Source organism: Mycolicibacterium moriokaense, assembly GCF_010726085.1.
GTDB lineage: Bacteria > Actinomycetota > Actinomycetes > Mycobacteriales > Mycobacteriaceae > Mycobacterium > Mycobacterium moriokaense.
In genome coordinates this window covers 3,129,728-3,155,150 of record NZ_AP022560.1, presented here as the reverse complement: position 1 = coordinate 3,155,150, position 25,423 = coordinate 3,129,728, and the positions used below count along the sequence as shown (strand labels likewise).

The window sequence follows — 25,423 nt, the reverse complement described above, 5'->3', positions numbered from 1 at the left end:
CCGTGGCTACCGATCCCAAGAACCACCTCGTCATTTTCGTCCCGCTACGGTCGTCACCGTGGGGAAATGACCGCCGCGAAGCGACTCCGGGTGAAGCACCCCAAACTGGAACACGTTTCAGTTTGGAGCTCGAACTGGGTACGCTAACCGCGTGTCAGCTTCTACTCAGCCCGCGATCGAGGGGTGGTTCGCCACTGATGAGTCGGGTTCGGCGTATTTGATCGGTAGTAAGTGTCATCAGTGTGGGACCTACGTGTTTCCGCCGCGCGCCAACAACTGCCCCAATCCGGGCTGTGTGGGCGACGAGTTGGCACAGGTGCCGTTGTCGCGGCGCGGAACGCTGTGGAGCTACACCGAAAACCGTTATGCCCCACCACCTCCCTACCCCGCACCGGATCCGTTCGAGCCGTTCGCCGTGGCGGCGGTGTCGTTGGCCGAGGAGGGTCTGATCGTGTTGGGCAAGGTCGTCGAGGGCACCCTGGCCGCCGATCTGAAGGTCGGCATGGAAATGGAACTGACCACGATGCCGCTGTATGTCGACGACGAGGGCATCGAGCGCGTCGTGCACGCCTGGAGGATCGCCTCATGAGCCCGCAACCGGTCTACATCCTGGGTGCGGGGATGCACCCGTGGGGCAAGTGGGGCCGCGACTTCACCGAATACGGTGTGGTGGCCGCGCGCGCGGCACTGGCCGAGGCCGGTCTGGACTGGCGCCAGATCCAACTCGTCGCCGGCGCGGACACCATCCGCAACGGCTATCCCGGATTCGTCGCCGGGGCGACGTTCGCCCAAAAGCTGGGCTGGAACGGCGTGCCCGTCACCTCCAGCTACGCCGCGTGCGCCAGCGGATCCCAAGCCCTGCAGTCCGCGCGGGCCCAGATCCTGGCCGGGCTGTGCGACGTCGCGCTGGTCATCGGCGCCGACACCACCCCCAAGGGGTTCTTCGCCCCGGTGGGTGGGGAACGCAAAAACGACCCCGACTGGCAACGCTTCCACCTGATCGGGGCGACCAACACGGTGTACTTCGCGCTGCTGGCGCGCCGACGCATGGACCTCTACGGCGCCACCCTCGAGGACTTCGCCCAGGTGAAGGTCAAAAACGCCCGCCACGGCCTCAACAACCCCAACGCCCGCTACCGCAAGGAGAGCTCGGTGGCCGACGTGCTGGCCAGCCCGGTGGTCTCCGATCCGCTTCGGCTGCTCGACATCTGCGCAACCTCCGACGGAGCAGCAGCGTTGATCGTGGCCAGTAAGGCGTTCACCGAAAAGCATCTCGGCTCGGTCCACGGGGTGCCCTCGGTACGTGCGATCAGCCTGCAAACCCCGCAGTACCCGCAGCATCTGCCCGAACTACCCGACATCGCCACCGATTCCACCGCGGCGGTGCCCGCACCGCAGCGGGTGTTCAAAGATCAGATCCTCGACGCCGCCTACGCCGAGGCCGGGATCGGCCCCGACGACCTGAGTCTGGCCGAGGTCTACGACCTGTCCACCGCGCTGGAGCTGGACTGGTACGAACACCTCGGCCTGTGCGAAAAAGGCGAGGCTGAACACCTGCTGCGCAGCGGCGCCACCACCATCGGCGGCAAGATCCCGGTCAACCCCTCCGGCGGGCTGGCCTGCTTCGGCGAAGCCATCCCCGCACAAGCCATCGCACAAGTCTGCGAACTCACCTGGCAACTCAAAGGCCAAGCCACCGGCAGACAGGTCGAAGGCGCCACCGTCGGCGTCACCGCCAACCAAGGACTATTCGGACACGGCTCCTCGGTGATCGTCGCCCGCTAGCCGAGGCGCGTGTCACGGCCAGATGAGCGAGACAGTCGTCGTTCGGGTGAAACCCGGTAGCCGCAAGGGACCGCTCGTCGAGTCCGCGGACAACGGTGAGCTGACGATCTACGTCCAGGAGCGCGCCGTCGAGGGTAAGGCGAACGACGCCGTCGTCAAACTGCTGGCCAAACACCTGGGCGTGCCGCGCAGTCGGGTCACTCTGGTGTCCGGTGCGACGTCGCGACTCAAGCGGTTTCGCGTCGACTAAACGCGCGCCGAGGCTACGGTTTCTGATGATATCCGGCCGAATTCCGTCACAAACCGTAGTCTCGGCGCCACGACGGAAACTCAGGCGACGCCGAGATAGGCGGCGCGAATGCTGTCGTCCGCCAACAGTTCTCGCGCATTGCCCTCGCGGGTGACCTCGCCGGTCTCCAGGATGTAGGCGCGATCGGATCGACTCAACGCCTGCTGCGCGTTCTGTTCCACCAACAGCACCGTGGTGCCCTGTGCATTGATCTCCGCGATGATCTTGAAGATCTGCGAGATCACCATCGGTGCCAGCCCCATCGACGGTTCGTCGAGCAGCAGCACTCGCGGCCGCGCCATCAGCGCGCGGCCGATCGCCAGCATCTGCTGCTCACCGCCCGATAGGGTGCCCCCGACCTGAGTACGGCGTTCGGCGAGCCGCGGGAATGTCTCGAGTACCCAGTCAAGGCGCTCGTTGTGTTCGGCTTTGGAGGCGAACTTCCTTCCGTAGCAGCCCATTTCGATGTTCTCGATCACCGTCATGCCGGGAAACACACCGCGGCCCTCGGGCGCCTGCACCAGGCCCCGGATCGCGCGATGGTGAGCCTTGACCTTGGAGATGTCGGCGCCTTCGAACCACACCGAACCCGACGTCGCGGGCAGCAGGCCCGAGATCGCGCGCATCGTCGTCGTCTTGCCCGCGCCGTTGGACCCCAGCAGCGTCACCAGCTCGCCTTCACGCACCTGCAACGAGATGCCGTGCAGCGCGCGGATCCGCCCGTACTGCACGACGAGGTCGCGCACCTCGAGCAATACCGGCTTGTCGTCATGCTTGTCTTCACTGGCTGTCGTCATCGGGCACCCCCAAATACGCGGCGATGACCTTCGGGTCCTCGCGGATCTCCGACGGCAGGCCGTCGGCGATCTTTCGTCCGAACTCCAGCACGACGATGCGGTCGGTCACCCCCATCACGAGTCGCATGTCGTGCTCGATGAGCAGCACGGTGTAGCCGTCGTCACGGATCTTCTGGATCAGCTCGATCAGCGCGGCCTTCTCGCGGGGGTTGAAGCCCGCGGCGGGCTCGTCGAGGCAGAGCAGCTTGGGCTCGGTGGCCAGCGCGCGGGCGATCTCCAACCGCCGCTGATCGCCGTAGGACAGGTTCTTCGCCTTCTCCTCGCCGCGATGGGCGATCCCGACGAAATGCAAAAGCGCCGCGGAACGTTCGATCGCCGAATGCTCCTCGCGCCGATGCCGCGGAGTGCGCACCAATGCCCCCGGCACCGACGTGAAGTGGCGGGCGTCGGTGCCGACCATGACGTTCTCCAGCGCGGTCATCTCACCCCACAGCCGGATGTTCTGGAAGGTGCGCGCGATGCCGCGTCGCGTGATCTGATGCCGCTTGATGCGACCCAGCGGGGCGCCATCGAACGTCACCGTGCCAGAAGTGGGCCGGTACACGCCGGTGATGGCGTTGAAGCAGGTGGTCTTTCCCGCGCCGTTCGGACCGATCATGCCGAGGATCTCGCCGCGCCGGATGTCGAACGTCACCCCGTCGAGCGCGGTCAAGCCGCCGAACTTGACCGTCAGATCCTTTGTCTGCAAGAGCGTTTCGCCCTCGGCCGCCTCGATTTCGCGGTGGACGCCCGCCAGTTCCTCAATACTCATTTCGCCGACTCCTTCTCCGGCGACCGCAGGAACTCGCGGGCGGCCTTGCCGTAGGCCAGCAGCTGCTGCCGTGCCGGGAACAGGCCCTGCGGCCGGAAGATCATCAGCGTCACGAGCGCCAACCCGAAGAACAGGTACTTGAGGTCGCCGAGGTTGATCCCGAGGAACTCCACGCCCAGCAGGCGGTTCGGCAGGTAGACGATGATGAACGCGCCGAACACCACACCCAGTTTGTTGCCCTGCCCGCCGAGCACCACCGCGCAGAGGAACAGCATCGAGTTGATGATGTTGAACGTCGGCGGTGCGACGAACTGCACCTGCCCGGCGTACAGCGCACCGGACAGCCCGCCGATCGCCGCCCCGATCACGAACGCCCACAGCTTGAACTTGAACGTGTTGACGCCCATCACTTCCGCGGCGTCCTCGTCTTCGCGGATCGCCACCCACGCGCGTCCGACACGGCTGCGCTCAAGGTTCCCGACGAACAGCAGGATGACGACGATCAGCACGATGCCCAGCCAGAACCACCAGGTGCCGTAGTTGGCGTCACCGATCGAATTACCGCTGGAGAACACGCCATCCGGCAACCGCTCCGTCTGGCCCGCCCGCGGATAGGCCACCTCGTTGAGACCGCGGGGACCGTTGGTGATGTCGGCGAGGTTGTCGGCCATCAGCCGGATGATCTCGCCGAATCCCAGCGTGACGATCGCCAGGTAGTCGCCTCGTAGCCGCAGCGTCGGCGTGCCGAGGATCAGGCCGCTCAGCGCCGTGATGGCCATCGCCAGCGGGACGCACGCCAGCCACGCCCACTTCTCGGTGAACCATCCGGTGGGGCCCAGCTTGTTCCACGGACTGTTCGGACTGGTGAGCAGCGCAACGGTGTACGCGCCGACGGCGTAGAACCCGACGTACCCGAGGTCGAGCAGACCGGTCTGGCCCACGACGACGTTGAGGCCTATCGCGATGATCGCGACCATCGCGAACTGCGCCATCGTGCCGCCGAAGCTGATGTTGGGCGTGTCGAGGAACGGCGGCGGGTACAGCGGCAGCAGGGCCAACAACCCGAATCCGATGACGCCGAATCCCCACTTCTGCACGCGGGACAGTTCGTCCCACCACCGACGCAGCCCGTCGCCGGGGGCCAACAGCTTGTCCGACAGACTCATCGGCTTGTCGCTGGCGCTCATGCCCTTGCCTTCCCGAGGCTTTCACCGAGTATTCCGGTTGGCCGGATCAGCAGCACTAGAACGAGGAGGACGAACGCCACCACGTCACGCCACTGGGTGCCGAACACCGTCTGTCCGTAGTTCTCCATGATGCCGAGCAACAGGCCACCGAGCAGCGCACCGCGCAGGTTGCCGATGCCGCCGAGCACCGCCGCCGAGAACGCCTTGATGCCGAGCAGGAAGCCGCCCGAGTAGATGATCCCCTGGGGCACCTTGAGCGTGTACAGCAGCGCGGCCGCCCCTGCGAGCAGGCCACCGAGCAGGAACGTGGTCATGATGATGCGCTCACGCGAGACGCCCATCAGGGTGGCCGTGGTGGGGTCCTGGGCGACGGCACGGATACCCCGGCCGAACTTGGTCCGGTTGAGGGCCAAGTCGGTGAGCAGCGCGAAGACCAGTGCGGAAACGACGACCACCACCGTGACGTTGGAGACCGTCGCCCCGAAGATCGTGAACTGAGTCTTGGGCTGCATCAGGATGATCGGTTGCTGAGCATTGCTGCCGCCGTAGCCCTTGAGCAGCTTCGGCAGCACGAAGTGCACGAATTCCTGTAGCACGAACGACATGCCGATCGCTGTGATCAGGAACGTCAACGAGCGCGCCCCCCGTTTTCGCAGGGGTCGGTAGGCGACGAACTCGAGTCCGACCGCCGCGGAACCCGACACCAACATCGCGAAAAGCATTGCGATGCCGAGATACACCACCGTCAGCAGGACGCCCTTCTGATAGGCGTTGCCGCTGGGGGTGAAGCCCAGGATGACGTCGAGGCAGAAGTAGGCGCCGAACATGCCGAGCATGAAGATCTCGGAATGCGCGAAGTTGATCAGCCGCAGGACACCGAACACCAGGGTGTAGCCGACGGCCACCAGTGCGTAGATCGCGCCCCAGGAGAGACCGTCGATCGTCAACTGCCAGAAGCCGTTTCGCAGACCGTCGAGATTGAAGTTGATATTCGCGGCCAGGCAGGCGTACTGGACCCCAGCATCTACGCACGGGTTGGTCATCCGGCGGCGGCTCCTCGCAAAATCATCGTGCTAACGAGAACGCGCCCGGGCCAGGGGCCACGGACGCGTCTCGACCAGCTTCCTACTGGACCTTGTAGATCCAGATCAACGTGTTCGTCAGTTCACCGGTGGGACCCCACTGGTACTTGCGACCGACGCCCTGACCGTCATAGGTGCGCACGAACTCCAGCAGGTCGGGCCGGGTGATCTTGCCCGAGTCGATGCCCTTCAGCAGGATCGCGCCGAGGTCGTAGCCCTCGACGCTGTAGGTGCCGGGCTCCTGGTTGAACGCCTTGCGGTACTCCTCGGCGAACTCGCCGGTGGCCGGGCCGCACGGGCAGGCCAGCACCGCGTCCTTGGACGCCTCGCCCGCCTGCTTGACGAACTCCGGATCCTTGGTGCCGTCGGCGCTGACGAACGTGCCCTCGAAGCCGCCGTCCCGCAGCTGCTGGACGAACGGAGCCGCCTCGGCGTAGTAGCCGGCGAAGAACACCGAGTCCGGGCTGGCGCCCTTGACCTGAGTCACCGCCGCCGAGAAGTCCTTGTCACCCTTCTTGACCGAGATGTTGCACGCCGAATCGGCGACCGGGCCGAGCGTCTCACGCACGGCCTGCGCGAGACCGAGACCATAGTCGGTGCTGTCGTCGACCACACAGACCTTCTTGTGGCCCAACGTGTTCTTGATGTAGTTGGCGACCGCCGGTCCCTGCACGCCGTCGTTGGCCAGCCCGCGGAAGAAGGTCTTCCATCCCTTCTCCGACAACGTGACGTTGGTGGCCGACGCGGTGGCGGCGACCAGACCGGCCTGGTTGAAGACGTCGCCGGTGGCATTCGTCTCGCCGGAGAACGCGGGCCCGATGAGGCCGATCGTGAAGGCGTCGTTGATGATCTGCGGTGCGACCTGGGTCGCCTTCTGCGGATCGCCCTCGGTGTCGAACGTCTTCAATTGCACCTGGCAGCCCGGGTTCGCGGCGTTGTGCTTGTCGACGGCGAGCTGGATCCCGTTCTTGATGTTGATGCCCAGCGCGGCGTCAGGGCCGTTGAGCGCTCCCGCCATCGCGATGGACACCGGCGGGCATTGAGCGTTGCCGTCACCCGCCGGATCGAGCGGCGTCGCGCCCTCGGGTGGCGGTACCTCGTTGCCGCTCTGATCGATCTGAACCTGCTCGACGATCTTCAAATCAGCCGGTGCGGCGCCATCCTCGCTCGGCGCGGATTGCTGTTGGCAACCCGCTACGCCGAGCACAACCAAACCAGCGCTACCGATAGCAAATGCTTTCCGTGCCACGCGACCGCGCACGCTTCACCTCCGGGTCAATGTTTTTGTCGGCATCGGCAGCCCTTCCCAGGTCGGCGCGGGCGGCAATGCTTCGGGACGACCATAGCCAACACATGGCGGTGGTGCGCGATCTTGGCCAAGGGACCGTGTCGATCAGACGGGAGATCCGCTCAAACTGCGGCGTCGGAAACGCACAATTAACGGTCGTCCCGGGTCACGGCTAGCTCGACGGTGAAGTGTCCTTGGGCGTGTCGAGGGTTTCCAGCACGACCTCGGCGACACGCTTCATGGTGGTCCGGCGATCCATGGCCGCACGCTGAATCCACTTGAACGCTTCGGGTTCGGTCATGCCCTGCTTGGCCTGCAGCAAACCCTTGGCGCGTTCGACGAGTTTTCGCGTCTCCAACCGGTCCGACAACTCGGCGACTTCCTGCTCCAGCGCGGCGATCTCGCTGAAACGGCTCACCGCCACCTCGATGGCGGGAATGAGGTCGTTGATGTTGAACGGTTTGACGAGATACGCCATGGCGCCCGCGTCGCGGGCCCGCTCGACGAGCTCGCGCTGGCTGAAGGCGGTCAAAATGACGATCGGGGCGATCCGCTTGCCGGCGATCTCCGATGCGGCGTCGATACCGTCGCGCCGCGGCATCTTCACGTCCATGATCACAAGGTCGGGCCTGAGGCTCTCGGCCAGGTCGACGGCCTCCTGCCCGTCGCCGGCCTCGCCGACGATTTCATAGCCTTCCTCGCGCAGCATCTCGGCGAGGTCCATCCGAATGAGCGGTTCGTCCTCGGCGACGAGAACGCGCCGCGGCTTTTCGTCACCAGTCGATGCCCCGGAAGCAGCTGCCATGCAACTATTGTGGCGGTAGTGACCGCGATGGGCGACCGCGGGGGCATCTGCAATCCCGTGCAATCCCGCCGAGTGCACGAATAGCGGCTTCGCCAAGCTTGCCGAGTGATCCGCCGCTCAGCGATCAGCTCGAAACAGCCCGTTAATTCACCCCATTGATTCAACAAAGTGCCCGAGGTGGGAGTCGAACCCACACGATGTTGCCATCGCCGGATTTTGAGTCCGGTGCGTCTGCCATTCCGCCACTCGGGCTTGCGAGAGCAAGGCTAGGGTACGCGAGCAGTCTCGCCACACCACCATCACGCCACCTACGCCTTACTTCACCACTACGTTTCAGCACCCACCTCGACCGAGGAATCACAGCACGGATCGCGCCTCTTACATAGACCTGCTACGGACCACATTGTGATCCGCAGCAGGTACCCCTCGTATTTACGCTGCGCCGATGAAGCGACACGGGCCGGACGAGACGGTGGGGCTTCCCCCGAAATAGCCGCCGCACGTCGAGCCGTCCCAGTCGGACAGAGCACCATTCATCGGTACGAGCAAACTGATTACATCGCTAGACACGAGGGCCTTCGGTTTCGCGGCAACTGCCAACGCGACTCCCAATCGCGTCTGTCGGCGCCTTTCCACAGACCTCATCGCCACTCGTGGTCCAATCTCGTCGAGCACTTCCAGGGACGATGGATTCAAATTACACACTTGGCGCCATCTTGGGGTGCGAAATTGAGATGAATTTTCGGCCTTTTTGAAATCCAGCACGGATAAGGCTCGCCATACCAAACTTCTACGCCAGCCTGTCGCGCCGCCAACGATGCATTCGGAAGCGAATTTGGCAACGTATGGCCCGCCATCGTCGCACGTCACCCGCACTTCGTCAAAATTGACAAAAGGCTTCATCATACCTATAAAACTGCTGGTAACGAAAGTCGGGATTGAATTTCCCGACGGTCGTCTCACTTCCCACGCTGCGTGACGCTACGCCACTATTCAAAGTTGGCAACGTTGCGCTAAAACTAATCAATCATCCGCCCGCGAATTTCGGCACGCGGTGTAAGAATTTGTACGTCATTTCTGTGTTAATTCCGCGTGGCGGAGCACGCCTAGTGCGTGCGGCTGTATGGCACTGAGTGCCAATTCCGGTGCCCAATCTTCCATGCCCCCAGGCTCGGCCCTCGAGGTCGACCCTGCCTCGGCACGGGTCCGGTGCGGGCGCCGGCTCGGCACCCACGCAAACGCCCGCAAACGCCAAGGAATGCAAGAGTCGGTCTTGGAAGCAAAACAGTAAGGCCAGAAAACGAATTAACCGCGGTTCCGGCTGTCGCGAGAGTAAAAACCGCAGGTAGTTCCGGGCGGCGTTACGCTTTGAACTGTGGCTATGAAAGCCCGGCCGGTATGCCTGCCCGACGTGGCGGTGGACGGCCGCGCACCGGGGCGTACGCCGTACCACGCCGAGCGGGCCGCACGGCACCGCCGTGTGCTGAACATGACCGCCATGATCAGCGCGGCCATCACCGCGTTCTTCGGTATCCAGGGATTCCTGATCGGTCAGGACTGGTGGGTGTCTCTCGTCAACCTCGCCAGCGCGGCCGCGTTCGTCGCGATTCCGCGACTCTGCCGTTGGGGCGAGGTGGTCGCGCCGGTGATCTTCTTCGCGGTGTCGTATTTCACGATCCTGGTGCTGTGCATCTATCTCGGCACCGGTTCGGGACTGCAGTTCTACTACATTGTTGCCGCCGCGCTCATGTTGGTCATCCTGGGCACCGACCACATCGTCTTGGCCGCAACACTTTCCGCCATCGCTGCCATCACGGTGATCTTCTTGGAGTTCTACGTGCCCAACGACACCGGCACCCAACCGGCGTGGTCGTTTCGGGTGTCGTTCGTCCTGACGGTCATCACCGCATGGATTCTCGTCGTCGCAACGATCGGATACTCACTGCGCGAGACCCGACGCGCGCGCGAGGCAATGGAAGCGGAGTACGACAGATCCGAGCAACTGCTGACCAACATCCTCCCCGCCACGATCGCCGAGCGACTCAAGGATCCGACGCGCGACATCGTCGCCGACCAGTACGACGAGGCGTCGATCCTCTTCGCCGATATCGCCGACTACACCAAGCGAGCGAGCGACATCTCACCGAGTGAGCTCGTGCGGTTCCTGGACCAGCTCTATACCGCGTTCGATCAACTCGTCGACCGGCATGGCCTGGAGAAGATCAAGACCAGCGGTGACTCGTACATGGTGGTCAGCGGGGTGCCGGAACCCCGGCCCGACCACGCCGAGGCACTTGCCTGCCTGGCGTTGGACATGGCCGAGGCAGTTGCCGACCTCAAGGACCCGAAGGGTCGCGAGGTGCCATTGCGCATCGGCCTGGCGACGGGACCGGTGGTTGCCGGCGTCGTCGGCGCGCGAAAGTTCTTCTACGACGTGTGGGGCGACGCCGTGAACGTCGCGTCGCGCATGGAGACCACGGATGTCGAGGGCCGGATTCAGGTGCCCGGCGACGTCTACGAACGCCTGAAAGGCACGTTCCTCCTTGAGGAGCGCGGCGAGGTCGACATCAAGGGCAAGGGCATGATGCGGACCTGGTACCTCGTCGGGCGGCGCGACGACCGCGCCGTTCGAGACGGTGTCGAACAAGGCGCGGTCGTCGGACCTTCTTAGACCTTGCGGTTCTCCGACTTGATCAGCCAGGCCAGTTTCTCGAGGCCGTCGATGAGCTGATGGAGGATGTCGGCGGTGCTGGGATCCTCGGCGTCCACCGCATCGTGCACGGAGCGAATGGTGTCGACGGCCGCATAGGTGCGTGCGGTGATCAGGTCGACGACCTCGCCGGTGTTGTGCTCGTACGCCGGGAACTGCGGCAGCGTCGTGCTGGCCGCCACGGTGTCGGACCGTCCGTCCGGTACGGCCGAAAGTGCCCGCATCCGTTCGGCAACGGTGTCGCTGGCCTCGCGCGCGAAGTCGACCAGCTCGTCGAGCTGCAGGTGCAGATCGCGGAAGTTGGTACCGACCACGTTCCAGTGCGCCTGCTTGCCCTGCAGGTGCAGCTCGATCAGGTCGACCAGGACCCGCTGCAGGTTCGCGCTCAGCTCTGCTGAGGCCTGGAATTCGGTTACGTCTGTTTCACTGCGTCGATTTGTACCCATGCCTTGATCAACGATTCGCAATCTGGAATGATTCCAAATTACGGCGTGACTCCGCTCACACCTGCTGGTCTTGTTGCTGGTCCTGCTTCTCGAGCAGGCGCGCGTACCCCGCGCCGAGGCCCAGCAGTATCAGGCCGACGACCATGAACACCACCACGCGGAAGATGCCATCGAGAGTGCCGAGGTCGAACAGGAACAGCTTGGCCATCGCGGCCCCCACCAGCGCCAGTCCCCCGCCGATAGGCAGGGACCGGTTGGCCCGCGGGATCCGCGCCGCGTAGATCAGCAGTGCCGCGGCCGCCACGATCCAGCAGATCGTCGCGGCCATGTGCCCGGCGAAGAAGCCGCGCTCCTCGCCGCCGATCAGCACCCCGGCGGTGACGGTGAAGCTGGTGATCGCATAGACCGCCACCACCGCCGAGCCTGCCCACAGCAGCGAATCGCGTTGGTCGGTGGTCCACACGATCACGGCGGCGAACGCGATCAGCAGCAGGCTGCCTATCAACGTGGAAACGGCTGTCGCGGTGGTGGTTTCGGTGGCGAAGGCCAGCGAGCTCGGGGGTGCGTAGCCCAGGTAGAAGGCCGCGCCCACCACGGCCAGGCCCAGTGCGACCCATCTCGCGATGGCCTCATGCCGTGCGGCGACGGCCACGACGATCGCCATCGCCAAAAGGACCGGGCCCGCGATCCGGCCGTCGAACGCGACCGACACGGCGATGGTCGCGGAGACCGCCGACAGCGCCGCCCAGACCTGACGCACGACCTTGTCGACCCCGGGCAGGCGGCCACCGATGAGCACGATAGCCAGCAATACCGCTGCGAGGACCACCGCCATCAACGCGGCGACCGCCCGGTCGGCGACCAGTCTCACGCACAGCAGCGGCAGCACACCGGCACCGGTCACCAGTGACATCAGGATGCGATTGGAGGTCCTGCGCAGAAGTATCAGCGCAGCGACGATTGCCAGGCCTGCGGCGATGGCGCATGCCGCAACGAGCCACGCGTCGCGGCGATCGTCGAAGTACAGGGCGAGCAGGGCGATGAGCAGCGGGAGTGTGGCGGCGGCGATGCGCGAGCAGTGCAACCAGATCCAGTCCTTGCCGAGCTGCACCGGCAGCGATGCGGCGGCGAGCGCGAGCATGAAGCCGACGAGCAGCAGCGTCACACCACCAGCGACCACCGGTGCCAGCACGATGAGTGGAACCAGCACGAGGACGCCGAGTTGCTGTGAGTCCCAGCGCCGCGCCAGCGTCAGACCACCGCCGCCGATGACGGCGGCGGCCACCAGACCGACGGGGGCAGACACCCAGTCATAGATCGCCGTGATGGCGATGACGTCGATATAGGCCGTCGCGATTCCCGTCGCGGCCAGGGCGATGGCACCGACCCGCCCACCGGGGCGTCGGTACAGCCAGACGCCTACCCCCACCAGCGCGGCGGCCAGCGCCGCACCACCAGCCACGCGGATCTCCGGCCGCAGAATGCCCGCCTGAGCGGCCAGGACGAGCAGCAGCGCGACGCCTATCAACGTGACCGCGACGCCTGCGATGGCGAGCAGCTTGCCGACCCAGCCCTCGTCGCGCGGCGGCTTCTGCGCACCCGCGGGCGACACCGGAATCGGCTGCTGCGGTTGGTATTGCGGCTGATAACCGCGTTGATACTGCGGCTGTGGCTGATATTGGGGCCAGTAGGACATCGGGTACGGCTGGGGCTGCTGAACCGGCTGCACCGGCGGCTGAACCGGCTGGGCCGCCGGCGTGACCTGCGACTGCTCGGAGAACATGCGGTCCAACGTCGCCAAGTCCGCCGAAACCCTCGCCATGTACTGCGATATCGCGGCGAAGTCGGCGGACACCCTGGCGATGACGGCACGATGCGGTTCGGTCATGGGTGACATCGTGACAGCCCGATGGCCGTTTTCGGATGAGTAGGACTACTCGTCGAGACCGTGTTCGATCGCGTAGCGGGCCAACTCCACCCGATTGGCCACCTGGAGCTTGCGGAACGTGGCCTGCACATGGTTCTCGACGGTGCGGTGGCTGAGCGAGAGCCTGGCGGCGATCTGCTTGGCCGTCAGCCCCTTCGCGACGTGGCGCAGAATCTCGGTCTCCCGCTCGGTGAGGCTCGGCGTCGGCGTCCCCGTCGGGCTCTTCGCCCCGGATTGCGCGATGCGCCGGTACTCGCCGAGCACCAGCCCCGCGAGCCCAGGTGTGAAGACCGCACGGCCCTCCGCCGTGGCACGCACCGCGTCGCCGAGTTCCTGTTTCGACGCGCTCTTCACGAGATAACCTGTCGCGCCTGCCTTTACCGCCTCCAGCACGTCCTCACGTTCGTCCGATGCCGAGAGCACCAGGATCCGCGAGGACGGCGACACCGCGAGCACCTCGGCTGTGGCCTGCGCCCCGTCGCCGTCAGACAGTCGCATGTCCATCACGACAACGTCCGGCAGCACCACCGCCGCCCGCCGCCGCGCGGAGGCCACGCCGTCGGCCGTGGCGACGACGTTGAACCCGTCTTCGGCGAGGTCGCGGGCCACCGCATCACGCCAGATCGGGTGGTCGTCAACCACCATCACCGTCGGGGTACTGTCAGCTCCCATTCCGTCCCACATCCCGGCGCAGTGGTCAGCTTCGCGCTGCCACCAAGCCAATCCATCCGTCCGACAATCGATTTGGCCACACCCATCCGGCCTTCGCCGACCGCCTCCTCGAGTCGGCCCTCCGCGATTCCGACACCGTCGTCGCGGATGCTGACCGTGACCGAGTCGCCCAGATCCTCGAGCAGCACGTAGGCGCGTGCATCGGGGCCGGCGTGGGCGGCGACGTTCTCCAGCGCGTTGACGGCCGCGGCGTACACCTCGTTCGCCGTGTCCGCGTCCAGTAGCACCGGGTCGGCAGGCACGCTGACCGACACCACATCCGATGCCCTCTTTCGCAACAACGCACCGAGATCGGTCTTCTCGCCGGCCCGCGGTTCGGTGTCGGCCGAGCTGACCAGCCGACGCAGGGCGCGCTCCTGCTCCCCCGCCAACTCGGCCAATTCAGCGGTCTCCCCGCCGATTTCGCGACCACGTCGCGACACCAGAGCCAACACCTGGATGGCGCCGTCATGCACCCGGCGCGACAACCTCTCCCGCTCCTGATGTGCGGCGGCCAGTCGCGCCGCCTCTTCGAGCTCGGCGTGCGCCCGGCGTGCGGTCTGCGCCGCCATCCCGACGGCGAGTCCCACCGCCAGCTCGATGACTATGGTCGCGTTGCGGCCTAGGTCGTAGTTGATGAAGCCCTTGACGATCGTGCTGGCGATCATCACCGCCACCCCGGCCAGCATTCCGGCGATGGGCCCGGACAGGATCGCCGCCGAGATCGTGGCGTTGGTGGCCCACAACGTCGTCGGCCACGACTGGTTGTCGAAGGCCCATTGTTGCGAGGCGATGAATTCGGTCGACAGGATCAGAGCGACCACGACGAGTATCTCGGCGAGCACCCAGTACACACGCCTGCCGAAGCCCTGCAGATATGCGAACGCGCACAACGCACTCCATCCGAGCAGGACGGCGAACAGTGCCCATCCGAGCGCCGGGCGGACGAGTTCGCCGTTCACGGCGATCTGGAAACCGAAGGCGTAGATGCAACTCAGCAGCCGGAAAACCTGCGCCGCCCGCCACAGCGGCGCAGCGGGATCCGGTGAGTGCGCCGGCATCCGATCTAGAGCACCTTTGACAGAAACGCTTTCGTCCGTTCGTGCTGCGGGTTGCTCAGCACCTCCCGCGGAGGCCCGCTTTCGACCACCACGCCACCGTCCATGAACACCAGGTGATTGGCGACCTCGCGGGCGAACCCCATCTCGTGGGTGACCACCACCATCGTCATCCCTTCGGCGGCAAGCTTTTTCATCACCTCGAGAACCTCACCGACCAGCTCCGGATCCAAAGCCGAGGTCGGCTCATCGAACAACATCAGCTTCGGGTTCATCGCGAGGGCACGCGCAATGGCCACCCGCTGCTGCTGCCCGCCGGAGAGTTGTGCAGGATACGCACCGGCCTTGTCCGACAGCCCGACCTGACTCAGCAGGTCCTTGGCTCGGGCCACCGCATCGCTCTTCTTCGTCTTCTTGACGTGGATCGGGGCCTCGATGACGTTTTCCAGCGCCGTGCGGTGGGGAAAAAGGTTGAAATGTTGGAACACCATACCGATGTCGCGGCGCTGCTTGGCGGCCTCGCGCGGCGACATCTCGTGCAGCTTCCCGCCGCGTTCCCGGTAGCCGATCAGTTCGCCGTCGACATAGAGCCGGCCGGCATTGACCTGTTCCAGATGGTTGATGCACCGCAGGAAGGTCGACTTGCCCGAGCCGGACGGGCCGACCAGCACCAGTACCTCGCCCCTGCCGATCTCCAGCGTGATGCCCTTCAGAACATGCAGGGCGCCAAAGTTTTTGCAGACCGCCTCGGCCTTCACCATCGGTGTCATCTGGTCACATCCCCGGATTCTGGACCTGCGCCTTGGCCAGCGCCTCGAGCTGTTTCGAGGTCAGCTTGCGCGACGCGCCGCGGGCGAAGTACCTCTCGAGGTAGTACTGCCCGACCATCAGGATGCTGGTGACCACCAGATACCAGAATGCTGCGACAAGCAGCAGCGGCACCGGCTCGAACTCTCGGGCCGCTATCTCGCGGGAGGTGATGCCGTACAAGTCGAGGGTGAACGGCACGGCGGTGACCAACGACGTCGTCTTCAGCATGCTGATGACCTCGTTGCCGGTCGGCGGGATGATCACCCGCATCGCCTGCGGTAAGACCGTGCGCCGCATCGCCATTCCCCACGACATGCCCAACGCTGTCGAGGCCTCGAGCTGCCCCTCGGGCACGGAAGAGATTCCGGCGCGGATGATCTCGGCCATGTAGGCCGACTCGTTGAGAGCCAGGCCGAGAATCGCCAGCAGAAACGGAATCGACAGGGCCTGCAGGTCGAACTCGAAGAATGCCGGGCCGAAGGGGACTCCGAGCCGGATGTCTTGGTAGATGGTGGGAATCAGACCCCAGAACACCAGCTGCACGTAGATCGGCGTGCCGCGGAAGATCCACAGGTACACCCACGAGACCGCTTTGAAGATGGGGTTCGGCGAGAGCCGCATCACCGCGAGGACAACGCCGAACGCGATCGCGAGCACCATCGAGTAGACGGTCAGCTGAAGCGTGTTGACAAGACCGACCTTCAGCACCCGCTCGTTGAACAGGTACTCCCGGAAAACGCTCCAGCGGTAGGCGTCGTTGGTGGCCGCACCATAGAGGAACAGTACGACCAGAAAGACGATGACGACCGCCGCCACCCACCGCCACGGATGACGCAGCGGAACGGCATCAATGGCGGCCGGAGCGGCAGGCGGCGACGTGTCGACATCAGTCATTTCGGGTTCCTACTTGCCTAGCTCACCGCGCCGTTGATCACCGGCTTGTCGATCATCCCGCTCTCGACGCCCCAGTTCTTGGCGATCTCCTCGTACTTGCCGGTCTCGATCAGATGCTCGAGAGCCTTCTGCAGGGACTGCGCCAGCGGCGAACCCTTCTGAACCGGCCAGCCGTACGGCGCGGAATCGAAGATCTCCCCTGCGGCCTCGAGCTTTCCGTTGCTCTGCTTGATCGCATATGAGGTCACCGGCGAATCGGCGGACATGGCGTCCGCCTGACCGAGGATCACGGCGTTGGTCGCCGCATCCTGCCCGTCGAACGAGACGATCTCGATCGGCGGCTTGCCCGCGTCGACGCATGCCTTGCTCTTGGCGGGCAGCTCGTCGGTCTCCTCGGTCGTGGTCGCCTGTACCGCAACCTTCTTGCCGCACGCGTTGTTTGGATCAATCGGGTCGCCCGGCCGCTGGGCCCAGAGGATGCCTGCGCTGAAGTAGGTCACGAAGTCGACCGACTCCTCGCGTTCCTTGGTGTCGGTGAACGATGACATGCCGACGTTGTAGGTGCCCTGCTGAATCGAGGGGATGATCTTGGCGAAGTCCGACTCGCGGTAGTCCGCGGTCAGGCCGAGTGTGCCCGCGATCGCGTTCATCAGATCGACATCAAAGCCGACGATCTTGCCGCTGGGATCCTTGAATTCGTTCGGCGCGTAGGGAATGTTGACGCCGACGATCAGCTTGCCGGACTCTTTGATCGCCTCCGGAACGGTGTTCGCGATCTCGTCGACCTTCTCGGCCGTCGCCGTCGTCGTCCCGCTCGTCTCTTCGCTCGTGTTGGTACCGCTCGCGCACCCCGACATGAGCAGCGCGCCAGTCGCAGCAAACACCGCCGCGAACTGCCACAGTTTGCCTCGCCGGTCTTGACATTCACGTAGCACGGTTGCCTCTTCTTTCTGCCTCGTGGATCCAGCGCGAAGCGCCGGTACCGGAACATTAATGGAGAGCTACCGCAGCGGCAGGGGAACGATCGGCCATTTGAATTCGGACGCGCCAATGACACAGTTTGCATACGGATCAGGCAAATAGCGGGGCTGCCAATAGCCGTTGTGCGAAACTGCGGCCATGGAAAGTCCTGCTCCTCCGAGCCTGCTGAAGCACCTGTGGTGGTCGACCCTGCTGTCGGGAGTTCTGGCCATCATCCTGGGCGTACTGGCCTGGACGTGGCCGACCCTGACCATCATCGTCACCGCGATCTTCTTCGGCGCCTACCTTCTGGTCACCGGCGTGACGCAGGTGGTCTTCGCGTTCAGCCTGCACGTGTCGGCAGGCGGCCGGGTTCTGCTGTTCATCAGCGGTGCCGCCGCCCTGATCCTGGCGCTGCTCTGCTTCCGCAGCCTGCAGGACTCGATTCTGCTGCTGTCCATCTGGATCGGGATCGGCTTCATCTTCCGAGGGGTCGCCACCGCCGTGTCCGCCATCAGCGACAGCACCCTTCCCGGCCGGGCATGGGAGATCTTCATCGGTCTGCTCAGCCTGTTGGCGGGCATCTTCTTACTGGCCTGGCCGCTGGAGTCCCTGGAAACCCTGACCAGGGTGGTCGGCATCTGCCTGATCGTCATCGGGGTGATCGAAGTCGTGTCGGCGTTCGGGATCCGGAAAGCGGCGAAGGAACTCGGAGGCGGCACGGCGCCGACGCCTGCGGCAGAAGAATCGGTGAGCTAACGCACACCGCGTTCTACTACACTCTGTCGTAGGCTGGTGGGACAGCCGCGGGAGGGTTCATGGACGCACTAGATGTGTCGCGGTGGCAATTCGGGACGACCACCGTCTACCACTTCATCCTCGTCCCGCTCACGATCGGGCTCGCGCCGCTGCTTGCCGCGATGCAGACGGCGTGGGTCGTCACCGGTACTCCGGCCTGGTACCGGCTCACCCGCTTCTTCGGCAAGCTGTTCCTGATCAATTTCGCGCTCGGCGTCGCCACCGGCATCGTGCAGGAGTTCCAGTTCGGCATGAACTGGAGCGAGTACTCGCGATTCGTCGGCGACATCTTCGGGGCACCGCTGGCGTTCGAGGGCCTGATCGCGTTCTTCTTCGAATCGACGTTCATCGGGCTGTGGATCTTCGGCTGGAGCCGCCTACCGCGGCTGGTTCACCTCGCATGTATCTGGATCGTCGCCTTCGGAGTCAACGCATCCGCCTACTTCATCATCGCGGCGAACTCGTTCATGCAGCATCCCGTCGGCGCCAAGTACAACCCGGAGACGGGGCGCGCGGAGCTCGCCGACTTCGGCGCCCTGCTGACCAACAACACCGCGATCTGGGCGTTCCTGCACGCGGTCGCCGGATCACTGCTCACCGCAGGCGTTTTCGTCGCAGCGATCAGCGCGTGGCTGATGGTGAGGTCACACAAGCGCCCGGACGAGACCGACGAGTCCCGCAGCATGTACCGGCCTGCGACGATCATGGGCAGCCTGGTGGCGCTCGTCGCCGCGGGCGGGCTGTTCTTCACCGGCGACATCCAGGGCAAGCTGATGTTCGTCCAGCAGCCGATGAAGATGGCGTCGGCAGAGTCGTTGTGCGACACCGAGACCGATCCGAACTTCTCGATCCTGACCGTCGGCACCCACAACAACTGCGACAGCGTCGAACACCTCATAGAGGTGCCCTACGTGCTGCCCTTCCTGGCGGAATCCCAATTCAGCGGCGTCACCCTGCAGGGTGTGAACGACCTGCAGGAGCAGTACCAGGAGAAGTTCGGCCCCGGCGACTACCGGCCCAACCTGTTCGTCACCTACTGGGCGTTCCGGGCCATGATCGGTTTGCTGCTCATCCCAGTGGTTTTCGCGCTCGCTGCATTGTGGTTGACGCGCCGCGGCCGCATTCCGCACCAGCGGTGGTTCGGTTGGCTCGCGTTGATCTCGATTCCCATGCCGTTCCTGGCCAATTCGGCGGGCTGGATCTTCACCGAGATGGGCAGACAGCCCTGGGTCGTGGTGCCCAACCCGACCGGCGATCAACTCGTGCGAATGACGGTGCAGGACGGCGTATCGGCTCATGCCACCGGTACCGTGGCGCTGTCGCTGACCGTCTTCACGCTGCTGTACGGCGCGCTGGGGGTGATCTGGTTCTGGCTGATACGCCGATACGTGATCGAGGGACCGCAGGAGCACGACTCCGAACCCGTCCCGCCGCCCTCGCCTGACGACGAGGACGTCGCTCCCCTGTCCTTCGCGTACTAGGAGATCGTGATGGGCCTTCAAGAGTTGTGGTTCCTGATCATCGCCGTGCTGTTCGGCGGCTTCGTTCTGCTGGAGGGATTCGACTTCGGGGTCGGGATGCTGATGGCTCCGTTCGGGGCCGCGGGCAAGGCCAGGGGCGCCGATACCGAACAGAGCAGGCGCGCCGTACTGAACACCATCGGGCCGGTGTGGGATGCCAACGAGGTCTGGCTGATCACCGCGGGCGCAGCGATGTTCGCGGCGTTCCCCAACTGGTACGCCACCGTGTTCTCGGCGCTGTATCTACCCCTGCTGGCCATCCTGGCGGGGATGATCGTGCGCATCGTCGGGATCGAATGGCGCGGCAAGATCGACGATCCGCGCTGGCGCGCATGGGCCGACGCCGGTATCGCGGCCGGGTCCTGGCTGCCCGCCGTCCTGTGGGGTGTCGCATTCGCGATCCTGGTGCGCGGGCTCCCCATCGACGCCGATGGCCAGGCGCACCTGGGGATCGGCGACGTGCTGAACGCCTACACGGTGCTCGGCGGTCTGGCGACGGCATCGCTGTTCGCGTTCTACGGGGCGACGTTCATCGCTCTGAAGACCGCAGGGCCGGTGCGCGACGACGCATTTCGCTTCGGCCGGATGTTGGCCGTACCCGCCGTCGTGTTCGCCGGTGGGTTCGGGTTGTGGACCCAACTGGCGCACGGCAAGACATGGACGTGGCTCCCGTTGGGGATTGCGGTGGTCGCGCTGCTGACGGCGGTGGCGTTGATCGCGACGCGCCAGCGTGAGGGATGGGCGTTCGCGTCGATGATGGTGGTCGTCGCCTCCGTCGTGGCGCTGCTGTTCGGCTCGATGTATCCGAAGCTGTTGCCGTCCACGCTCAATCCGGACTGGAGCGTGACGATCTACAACGGGTCGTCGACCCCGTACACACTGACCATCATGACGTGGGCATCGCTGACCCTGCTTCCGCTGGTGCTGGGCTATCAGGGCTGGACGTACTGGGTGTTCCGTCGCAGGATCACCGCCGACGCGATACCGGCCTCGATCGGATTGTCGCGGCGCAGGACGTGAGCGGCCCGGTCGACCCGCGACTGTGGCGCGCATCGACCGCCATGCGCCGCTTCCTCGCATGGTCGACCGTATGCGGTGTGCTGATGGCCGGAGCCACCATCGCCTCCGCCGTCGTGCTCGCCGACATCGTCGCCCGGGTGATCACCGATCCGGACCAGCGCAACCTCGACCACCTCCTGGTGCCGCTGTCGATTCTGTTGCTGCTGTGGACCTTCCGGACGTTGATCACCTGGCTGCAGGGCCGTCTCGCCCAGCGTGGGGCGAGCGAGGTGATCGCCGACCTCAGCAATTCGGTGCTCACCGCGACGACGTCCCTGCCGCCCCGCCGGCTGGCCGAGCGCCGCGGCGACGCCGCCATCCTGGTCACCCGCGGCCTGGATGGCCTACGCCTGTACTTCACCGCATATCTGCCCGCGCTCTTCGTCGCCGCGATCCTGACACCGGCGACCGTCGCCGTCATCGCCTTCTACGACTGGCGATCCGCGGCCATCGTCATGATCGCCCTCCCGCTCATCCCGATCTTCATGGTGCTGATCGGCCTCACCACCGCCGAGCGGTCGGCCGCCGCGCTGCGCGCGATGGCCACGCTGCAGTCGCGGCTGCTCGACCTCGTCGCGGGCCTGCCGACCTTGCGCGCCCTGCGACGCGTCGGCGGCTCGGTGAACCGGATCGCCGAACTCGGTGCCGCGCACCGCCGTTCCACGATGGCGACGCTGCGCATCGCGTTTCTGTCGTCCCTGGTGCTGGAACTGCTGGCCACGCTGGGGGTCGCGCTGATCGCGGTCAGCGTGGGCCTGCGACTGGTGTACGGCGACGTGACGCTGACGGCGGCGCTCACCGCGCTGCTGCTCGCACCCGAGGTGTTCTGGCCGCTGCGCCGCGTCGGTGCTGCATTTCACGCCGCCCAGGACGGAAAGACCGCCGCCGACAACGCGTTCCGGCTGATCGATGAGCTGCCCGACCCGCCCCGCGGAACCCGCACGATCACAGCGGCCGGCACCACCATCGATTTCACGGGATACGACGCCGCCGCCGAGCCCGGCCGGGTGACCGTGATCGCCGGCCCCAACGGCATCGGCAAGTCCACCCTCCTGCAGGCCGTACTGGGCCTCGACGAGCCGCTCTCCGGCCGGGTACGGGTCGACGGCGTGGACGTGGCCGACCTCGACCTGCCCGCGTGGTGGGCGCAGATCGCGTGGCTGCCGCACCGCCCCACGATCATTCCCGGCACGGTGCGCCAGAACCTCGAGCTCTTCGGTCCGCTCGACGACATCGAAACGGCCTGTCGTATCGCATGTTTCGATGAAGTGGTCGCCGACTTGCCCGACGGATTGGACACGATGCTGGGCAGCGGCGGTGTCGGCCTGTCGCTCGGGCAGCGACAGCGGCTCGGACTGGCCCGCGCGCTCGGATCGCGGGCACCCGTGCTGCTGCTCGACGAGCCGACCGCTCACCTCGACGCCGAGACCGAACACCGCGTGCTGGACGCCATCGCGGCGCGCGCGGCTGCCGGGGCGACGGTGATCGTGGTGGGCCACCGCGCACCGGTGCTGGCGATCGGTGACCGCGTCGTGCAGTTGGGGAGCCTCGTCGATGTTTGAGTTGCTGCGCCCGCGCCTGCCCCGGCTGCTGTTGGCGATCCTGTTCGGGGTGCTGTCGCTGGGCAGTGCCCTGGCGCTAGCGGGCGTTGCGGCGTGGCTGATCACCAGGGCGTGGCAGATGCCGCCGGTGCTGGACCTGTCCGTCGCGGTCGTGGCGGTCCGCGCGCTCGGCATCTCCCGCGGAATCCTGGGCTACTGCGAGAGGTTGGCCTCTCACGACACCGCCCTGCGCGCCGCCGCCGGCGTGCGCGAGCGGCTGTACGCGCGGCTCGCGACGGGGCCCGCCGACGCGGTGATGCGCCGACACACCGGCGAGCTGGTGAGCGACATCGGCTCGTCGGTCGACGAGTTGTCCGATGTGCTCGTGCGCGCGGTGGTTCCGATTGCGGTCGCCGCGGTCCTCGGCTCGGCCGCCACAATCACCATCGCGCTCATCTCCCCCGTCGCCGCGGCGGTGCTGGCGCTGTGCCTGCTCGTCGCGGGCGTTGCCACGCCCGCACTGGCCGCCCGCGCCGCGGTGGCCGCCGAAAACCTTGCCGCACTGCATCGTTCGCAGCGCGACACCGCCGCGATGATGGCGCTCGAGCACGCACCCGAGTTACGCGTCAGCGGCCGCCTCGACGAGGTGCTCGCCGACGCCGACAGACAACAACGCGACTGGGGTGACGCCATCGACCGGGCGGCGGCACCGGCGGCGCTGGCGTCGGCGGCTCCGATCGCGGCGATCGGCGCCAGCGTGCTCGGTGCCGTCGTGTGCGGTATCGCCATCGCGCCGACGACGGCACCTACGACGCTGGCGGTGCTGATGCTGTTGCCGCTGTCGGCTTTTGAGGCGGCCACCGCGTTGCCCGGTGCCGGAGTGCAACTGGCGCGCTCGCGCGTCGCCGCGCGGCGCCTGCGCATGCTGACCGACCCCGCTCACGACGACTCACGCCGGCCTGCGGTCCCCACGGTTCATCTCAAACCCGGCGACCGGTTGGCGGTGACCGGGCCGAGCGGATCCGGAAAGACGACGCTGCTGATGCACCTCGCGGGCCTGCTGCCCGAGGAGATCCCGTCGGGCGCCGCGTTTTTTCCCGAGGATGCGCACCTGTTCGCCACGACCGTCCGCGACAACCTTCTGGTGGCGCGCGGCGACGCGAACGACGACGAGCTGCGCGCCGCCCTGGCCCGGGTGGGTCTCGGCGAGTGGCTCGACTCGCTGCCCGACGGGCTGTCCACCGTTCTCGTCGGCGGCGACGCGGCGGTGTCGGCCGGTCAACGCAGGCGACTCCTACTCGCCCGCGCGCTGGTGTCGACCGCGCCCACCCTGCTGCTCGACGAACCGACCGAACACCTCGACGCCGCCGACGGCAGTCGATTCCTCAACGAACTACTCACTCCCGGTGGCCTCTTCCCCGCCGAGCGCACCGTCGTCGTCGCCACCCATCACTTGCCCATCGACTTTGTCTGTAGCACCGTCACGCTCCCTGCCTGCGGGTAACCTCAAGCACCATGAGCGAGCCGGACCGTCCCGAAACGCCGCCAACTCCGCCCGCACCGCCGCCACCGGGTGCGCAGCAACCCTCCTACGGCGCATATCCGGGGAGCTATCCCCCGCCGCAGCAACAGCCGCCGCCGCCGTACGGCGGGTACGCGCCGCCACCCGCGGCTCCCCAGAACGGCATCGGCATCGCGGCGCTGGTAACCGCGATCATCGCGCTGCTGAGCGTCGTCGGCGGCATCGTGCTCGGTGTCGTCGCAGTGATCCTCGGCTTCATCGGCTGGGGCCGGGCCAAGCGCGGTGAGGCCACCAACGGCGGCGTCGCGGTCGCAGGCATCATCCTCGGCATCCTCAGCATCATCGAGGCGATCGCCTTCATCGCTCTGTTCGTCTGGGGATTCCAAGAGGTGGGCGGCACCGATTACGTCGACTGCATGTCCCGGGCGGGCAGCGATCAGGAAGCCGTGCAGCGGTGCGCCGATCAGTTCACCGAGCACATCGAGGATCAGTTCTCGATCACCCTCACCACCCCGGCGGGTTAGCGCGGGAAGTGCTTGACGATCCCTTCCTGTACCACGGTCGCCAACAACTGACCTTCCTGGTCGAAGAAGTGGCCGGTGCCCAGGCCGCGTGAGTCGGCGGCCACCGGGGACGACGTCGAGTAGAGGACCCACTCGTCGAACCGGATCGGGCGGTGGAACCACACCGAGTGGTTCGTGGTGACGGCGAAGATGCGGTCCCATCCCCACGACAGTCCGTGGGTGGTGATGATCGAGTCCAGCACCGTGGTGTCGGATGCGTACGCCAGGGCCGCGGCGTTGACGGCCGGATCGTCGGGCATCGCACCGCGTGTCTTCATCCAGACCCGGTTGTAGGTCAGCTTCTCCCCTTTGTCGCGCATCACCCACGTCGGGTCGTTGGTGTAGCGCCAGTCGATCGGGCGCAGCGCGGAGGCGAAATGCGGGACGACTTCCTCGTATCCGCGCAGCAATTCATCGATCGGCGGGAGCGACTGCGGGTCCGGCAGGTCCGGCGGTTCGATGCCGTGCTCGAGGCTGCGACCGCCCGCGAGGTAGGACACCAGGACCGTGGTCAGCACCTCACCGTTCTGCATGACGTCGACGCGCCGGTTGGCGAACCGCCGCTCGTCGCGCAGGCGGGTGATGTGGAACTCGAGGTCCTTGTCCGGGTCACCGCCCGCGATGAAATGCGCCGACAACGCGGCGGGTGGCAGCTCGTGCCGGAGGCTGCGGGAGGCCGCCACCAGCGATTGCGCCATCATCTGGCCGCCGAACGTACGCACCGGGTTCTTGCTCGGATGTGAGCCGACGTAGATGTCGTCGGCCAGCTGGCGGAGATCGAGTATCGCCAGCAGCTCGTCGAAGTCGGATTCTCCCGCAAGCGGCTCATCGGCCGTCGACACCCGGTTGCCCCTATTCGC

Annotated in this window: 24 protein-coding genes and 1 tRNA gene; 10 read left to right on the top strand and 15 right to left on the bottom strand. The window is 65.9% G+C overall.

What is annotated here, in order from left to right:
* Positions 1-151: 151 nt before the first annotated feature.
* From G6N43_RS15365 to G6N43_RS15355, 3 genes are read left to right on the top strand one after another with little or no spacing between them, the layout of a single operon-like run.
* Positions 152-589, top strand: a complete 438-nt coding sequence (locus G6N43_RS15365) for a Zn-ribbon domain-containing OB-fold protein (protein ID WP_083152867.1) — start codon at positions 152-154, stop codon at positions 587-589.
* A complete protein-coding gene (locus G6N43_RS15360) occupies positions 586-1,785 on the top strand; it encodes a lipid-transfer protein (RefSeq protein ID WP_083152868.1) in 1,200 nt (399 codons plus the stop codon). Before G6N43_RS15365 ends, G6N43_RS15360 begins: the two co-directional genes overlap by 4 nt.
* Before the next feature lie 22 nt (positions 1,786-1,807).
* Positions 1,808-2,035 (top strand): DUF167 domain-containing protein, encoded by a 228-nt coding sequence (locus G6N43_RS15355; protein ID WP_083152869.1) that lies wholly within the window; start codon positions 1,808-1,810, stop codon positions 2,033-2,035.
* A gap of 80 nt (positions 2,036-2,115) precedes the next feature.
* On the opposite strand, the gene G6N43_RS15350 is transcribed toward G6N43_RS15355, so the two are convergent.
* The 7 genes from G6N43_RS15350 to G6N43_RS15320 all read right to left on the bottom strand — a co-directional run bounded on the left by G6N43_RS15350 (position 2,116) and on the right by G6N43_RS15320 (position 8,296).
* A complete protein-coding gene (locus G6N43_RS15350; protein WP_083152870.1) occupies positions 2,116-2,871 on the bottom strand; it encodes an ABC transporter ATP-binding protein in 756 nt (251 codons plus the stop codon).
* Complete coding sequence (locus G6N43_RS15345) at positions 2,855-3,682, bottom strand: ABC transporter ATP-binding protein (protein WP_083152871.1); 828 nt, start codon at positions 3,680-3,682, stop codon at positions 2,855-2,857. The genes G6N43_RS15350 and G6N43_RS15345 overlap by 17 nt, the downstream gene beginning before the upstream one ends.
* On the bottom strand, positions 3,679-4,869 hold the full coding sequence (locus tag G6N43_RS15340) for a branched-chain amino acid ABC transporter permease (protein ID WP_083152872.1): 1,191 nt from the start codon (positions 4,867-4,869) through the stop codon (positions 3,679-3,681). The genes G6N43_RS15345 and G6N43_RS15340 overlap by 4 nt, the downstream gene beginning before the upstream one ends.
* On the bottom strand, positions 4,866-5,912 hold the full coding sequence (locus tag G6N43_RS15335; RefSeq protein ID WP_083152873.1) for a branched-chain amino acid ABC transporter permease: 1,047 nt from the start codon (positions 5,910-5,912) through the stop codon (positions 4,866-4,868). The genes G6N43_RS15340 and G6N43_RS15335 overlap by 4 nt, the downstream gene beginning before the upstream one ends.
* An 82-nt stretch (positions 5,913-5,994) precedes the next feature.
* Positions 5,995-7,212 carry a branched-chain amino acid ABC transporter substrate-binding protein gene (locus tag G6N43_RS15330; RefSeq protein ID WP_083152874.1) on the bottom strand — a complete coding sequence of 406 codons (1,218 nt, stop codon included), beginning with the start codon at positions 7,210-7,212 and terminating at the stop codon, positions 5,995-5,997.
* Between the two features lie 199 nt (positions 7,213-7,411).
* Positions 7,412-8,044 carry a two-component system response regulator PdtaR gene (locus G6N43_RS15325; protein ID WP_083152875.1) on the bottom strand — a complete coding sequence of 211 codons (633 nt, stop codon included), beginning with the start codon at positions 8,042-8,044 and terminating at the stop codon, positions 7,412-7,414.
* Positions 8,045-8,213: 169 nt separating this feature from the next.
* A tRNA-Leu gene (locus tag G6N43_RS15320) sits at positions 8,214-8,296 on the bottom strand.
* A gap of 1,129 nt (positions 8,297-9,425) precedes the next feature.
* On the opposite strand from G6N43_RS15320, the gene G6N43_RS15315 reads away from it, so the two are divergent.
* Positions 9,426-10,715: an adenylate/guanylate cyclase domain-containing protein gene (locus tag G6N43_RS15315; protein ID WP_083152876.1), complete on the top strand. Its 1,290-nt coding sequence runs from the start codon at positions 9,426-9,428 to the stop codon at positions 10,713-10,715.
* Here G6N43_RS15315 and G6N43_RS15310 read toward each other — a convergent pair.
* The 7 genes from G6N43_RS15310 to G6N43_RS15280 are packed head-to-tail and all read right to left on the bottom strand — an operon-like array spanning position 10,712 to position 17,535.
* Positions 10,712-11,200, bottom strand: coding sequence for a Dps family protein (locus G6N43_RS15310; RefSeq protein ID WP_083152877.1), 489 nt, complete (start codon positions 11,198-11,200; stop codon positions 10,712-10,714). The genes G6N43_RS15315 and G6N43_RS15310 overlap by 4 nt on opposite strands.
* A gap of 55 nt (positions 11,201-11,255) precedes the next feature.
* A complete protein-coding gene (locus G6N43_RS15305; protein WP_165761876.1) occupies positions 11,256-13,088 on the bottom strand; it encodes a DUF2339 domain-containing protein in 1,833 nt (610 codons plus the stop codon).
* 45 nt (positions 13,089-13,133) lie between these two features.
* The gene (locus G6N43_RS15300; protein WP_083152879.1) at positions 13,134-13,799 is read right to left on the bottom strand and encodes a response regulator; all 666 of its coding nucleotides are present in this window, start codon (positions 13,797-13,799) and stop codon (positions 13,134-13,136) included.
* Complete coding sequence (macS, locus tag G6N43_RS15295; protein ID WP_179967874.1) at positions 13,772-14,899, bottom strand: MacS family sensor histidine kinase; 1,128 nt, start codon at positions 14,897-14,899, stop codon at positions 13,772-13,774. The genes G6N43_RS15300 and macS overlap by 28 nt, the downstream gene beginning before the upstream one ends.
* 5 nt (positions 14,900-14,904) lie before the next feature.
* Positions 14,905-15,657, bottom strand: coding sequence for an amino acid ABC transporter ATP-binding protein (locus G6N43_RS15290; protein ID WP_179967873.1), 753 nt, complete (start codon positions 15,655-15,657; stop codon positions 14,905-14,907).
* 13 nt (positions 15,658-15,670) lie between these two features.
* The gene (locus G6N43_RS15285) at positions 15,671-16,600 is read right to left on the bottom strand and encodes an amino acid ABC transporter permease (protein WP_083152881.1); all 930 of its coding nucleotides are present in this window, start codon (positions 16,598-16,600) and stop codon (positions 15,671-15,673) included.
* Positions 16,601-16,617: 17 nt separating this feature from the next.
* Positions 16,618-17,535 carry an ABC transporter substrate-binding protein gene (locus G6N43_RS15280; protein WP_179967872.1) on the bottom strand — a complete coding sequence of 306 codons (918 nt, stop codon included), beginning with the start codon at positions 17,533-17,535 and terminating at the stop codon, positions 16,618-16,620.
* Between the two features lie 184 nt (positions 17,536-17,719).
* Here G6N43_RS15280 and G6N43_RS15275 point away from each other — a divergent pair, with 184 nt between their 5' ends.
* From G6N43_RS15275 to G6N43_RS15250, 6 genes are read left to right on the top strand one after another with little or no spacing between them, the layout of a single operon-like run.
* The gene (locus G6N43_RS15275; RefSeq protein ID WP_083152882.1) at positions 17,720-18,319 is read left to right on the top strand and encodes an HdeD family acid-resistance protein; all 600 of its coding nucleotides are present in this window, start codon (positions 17,720-17,722) and stop codon (positions 18,317-18,319) included.
* Positions 18,320-18,378: 59 nt separating this feature from the next.
* The gene (locus G6N43_RS15270) at positions 18,379-19,839 is read left to right on the top strand and encodes a cytochrome ubiquinol oxidase subunit I (protein ID WP_083152883.1); all 1,461 of its coding nucleotides are present in this window, start codon (positions 18,379-18,381) and stop codon (positions 19,837-19,839) included.
* Between the two features lie 9 nt (positions 19,840-19,848).
* Positions 19,849-20,898: a cytochrome d ubiquinol oxidase subunit II gene (gene cydB / locus G6N43_RS15265; protein ID WP_083152884.1), complete on the top strand. Its 1,050-nt coding sequence runs from the start codon at positions 19,849-19,851 to the stop codon at positions 20,896-20,898.
* A 41-nt stretch (positions 20,899-20,939) separates the two neighbouring features.
* Positions 20,940-22,499, top strand: coding sequence for a thiol reductant ABC exporter subunit CydD (gene cydD, locus G6N43_RS15260; RefSeq protein ID WP_165761877.1), 1,560 nt, complete (start codon positions 20,940-20,942; stop codon positions 22,497-22,499).
* Entirely contained in the window at positions 22,492-23,982 is a 1,491-nt protein-coding gene (locus G6N43_RS15255; RefSeq protein ID WP_083152886.1) for an ATP-binding cassette domain-containing protein, read from the top strand. Before cydD ends, G6N43_RS15255 begins: the two co-directional genes overlap by 8 nt.
* A gap of 11 nt (positions 23,983-23,993) precedes the next feature.
* Entirely contained in the window at positions 23,994-24,524 is a 531-nt protein-coding gene (locus G6N43_RS15250; RefSeq protein ID WP_083152887.1) for a DUF4190 domain-containing protein, read from the top strand.
* Here G6N43_RS15250 and G6N43_RS15245 read toward each other — a convergent pair.
* Positions 24,521-25,405: an acyl-CoA thioesterase II gene (locus G6N43_RS15245; protein WP_083152888.1), complete on the bottom strand. Its 885-nt coding sequence runs from the start codon at positions 25,403-25,405 to the stop codon at positions 24,521-24,523. The genes G6N43_RS15250 and G6N43_RS15245 overlap by 4 nt on opposite strands.
* Between the last annotated feature and the right edge of the window lie 18 nt (positions 25,406-25,423).

Excerpts from the sequence above, each read along its gene's own strand:
- G6N43_RS15360 (WP_083152868.1), top strand. The coding sequence starts at position 586 with ATGAGCCCGCAACCGGTCTACATCCTGGGTGCGGGGATGCACCCGTGG.
- G6N43_RS15355 (WP_083152869.1), top strand. The coding sequence starts at position 1,808 with ATGAGCGAGACAGTCGTCGTTCGGGTGAAACCCGGTAGCCGCAAGGGA.
- G6N43_RS15350 (WP_083152870.1), bottom strand. The coding sequence starts at position 2,871 with ATGACGACAGCCAGTGAAGACAAGCATGACGACAAGCCGGTATTGCTC.
- G6N43_RS15345 (WP_083152871.1), bottom strand. The coding sequence starts at position 3,682 with ATGAGTATTGAGGAACTGGCGGGCGTCCACCGCGAAATCGAGGCGGCC.
- G6N43_RS15340 (WP_083152872.1), bottom strand. The coding sequence starts at position 4,869 with ATGAGCGCCAGCGACAAGCCGATGAGTCTGTCGGACAAGCTGTTGGCC.
- G6N43_RS15335 (WP_083152873.1), bottom strand. The coding sequence starts at position 5,912 with ATGACCAACCCGTGCGTAGATGCTGGGGTCCAGTACGCCTGCCTGGCC.
- G6N43_RS15325 (WP_083152875.1), bottom strand. The coding sequence starts at position 8,044 with ATGGCAGCTGCTTCCGGGGCATCGACTGGTGACGAAAAGCCGCGGCGC.
- G6N43_RS15315 (WP_083152876.1), top strand. The coding sequence starts at position 9,426 with ATGAAAGCCCGGCCGGTATGCCTGCCCGACGTGGCGGTGGACGGCCGC.
- G6N43_RS15310 (WP_083152877.1), bottom strand. The coding sequence starts at position 11,200 with ATGGGTACAAATCGACGCAGTGAAACAGACGTAACCGAATTCCAGGCC.
- G6N43_RS15305 (WP_165761876.1), bottom strand. The coding sequence starts at position 13,088 with ATGACCGAACCGCATCGTGCCGTCATCGCCAGGGTGTCCGCCGACTTC.
- G6N43_RS15300 (WP_083152879.1), bottom strand. The coding sequence starts at position 13,799 with ATGGGAGCTGACAGTACCCCGACGGTGATGGTGGTTGACGACCACCCG.
- macS (WP_179967874.1), bottom strand. The coding sequence starts at position 14,899 with ATGCCGGCGCACTCACCGGATCCCGCTGCGCCGCTGTGGCGGGCGGCG.
- G6N43_RS15290 (WP_179967873.1), bottom strand. The coding sequence starts at position 15,657 with ATGGTGAAGGCCGAGGCGGTCTGCAAAAACTTTGGCGCCCTGCATGTT.
- G6N43_RS15285 (WP_083152881.1), bottom strand. The coding sequence starts at position 16,600 with ATGACTGATGTCGACACGTCGCCGCCTGCCGCTCCGGCCGCCATTGAT.
- G6N43_RS15275 (WP_083152882.1), top strand. The coding sequence starts at position 17,720 with ATGGAAAGTCCTGCTCCTCCGAGCCTGCTGAAGCACCTGTGGTGGTCG.
- G6N43_RS15270 (WP_083152883.1), top strand. The coding sequence starts at position 18,379 with ATGGACGCACTAGATGTGTCGCGGTGGCAATTCGGGACGACCACCGTC.
- cydB (WP_083152884.1), top strand. The coding sequence starts at position 19,849 with ATGGGCCTTCAAGAGTTGTGGTTCCTGATCATCGCCGTGCTGTTCGGC.
- cydD (WP_165761877.1), top strand. The coding sequence starts at position 20,940 with ATGCGCCGCTTCCTCGCATGGTCGACCGTATGCGGTGTGCTGATGGCC.
- G6N43_RS15255 (WP_083152886.1), top strand. The coding sequence starts at position 22,492 with ATGTTTGAGTTGCTGCGCCCGCGCCTGCCCCGGCTGCTGTTGGCGATC.
- G6N43_RS15250 (WP_083152887.1), top strand. The coding sequence starts at position 23,994 with ATGAGCGAGCCGGACCGTCCCGAAACGCCGCCAACTCCGCCCGCACCG.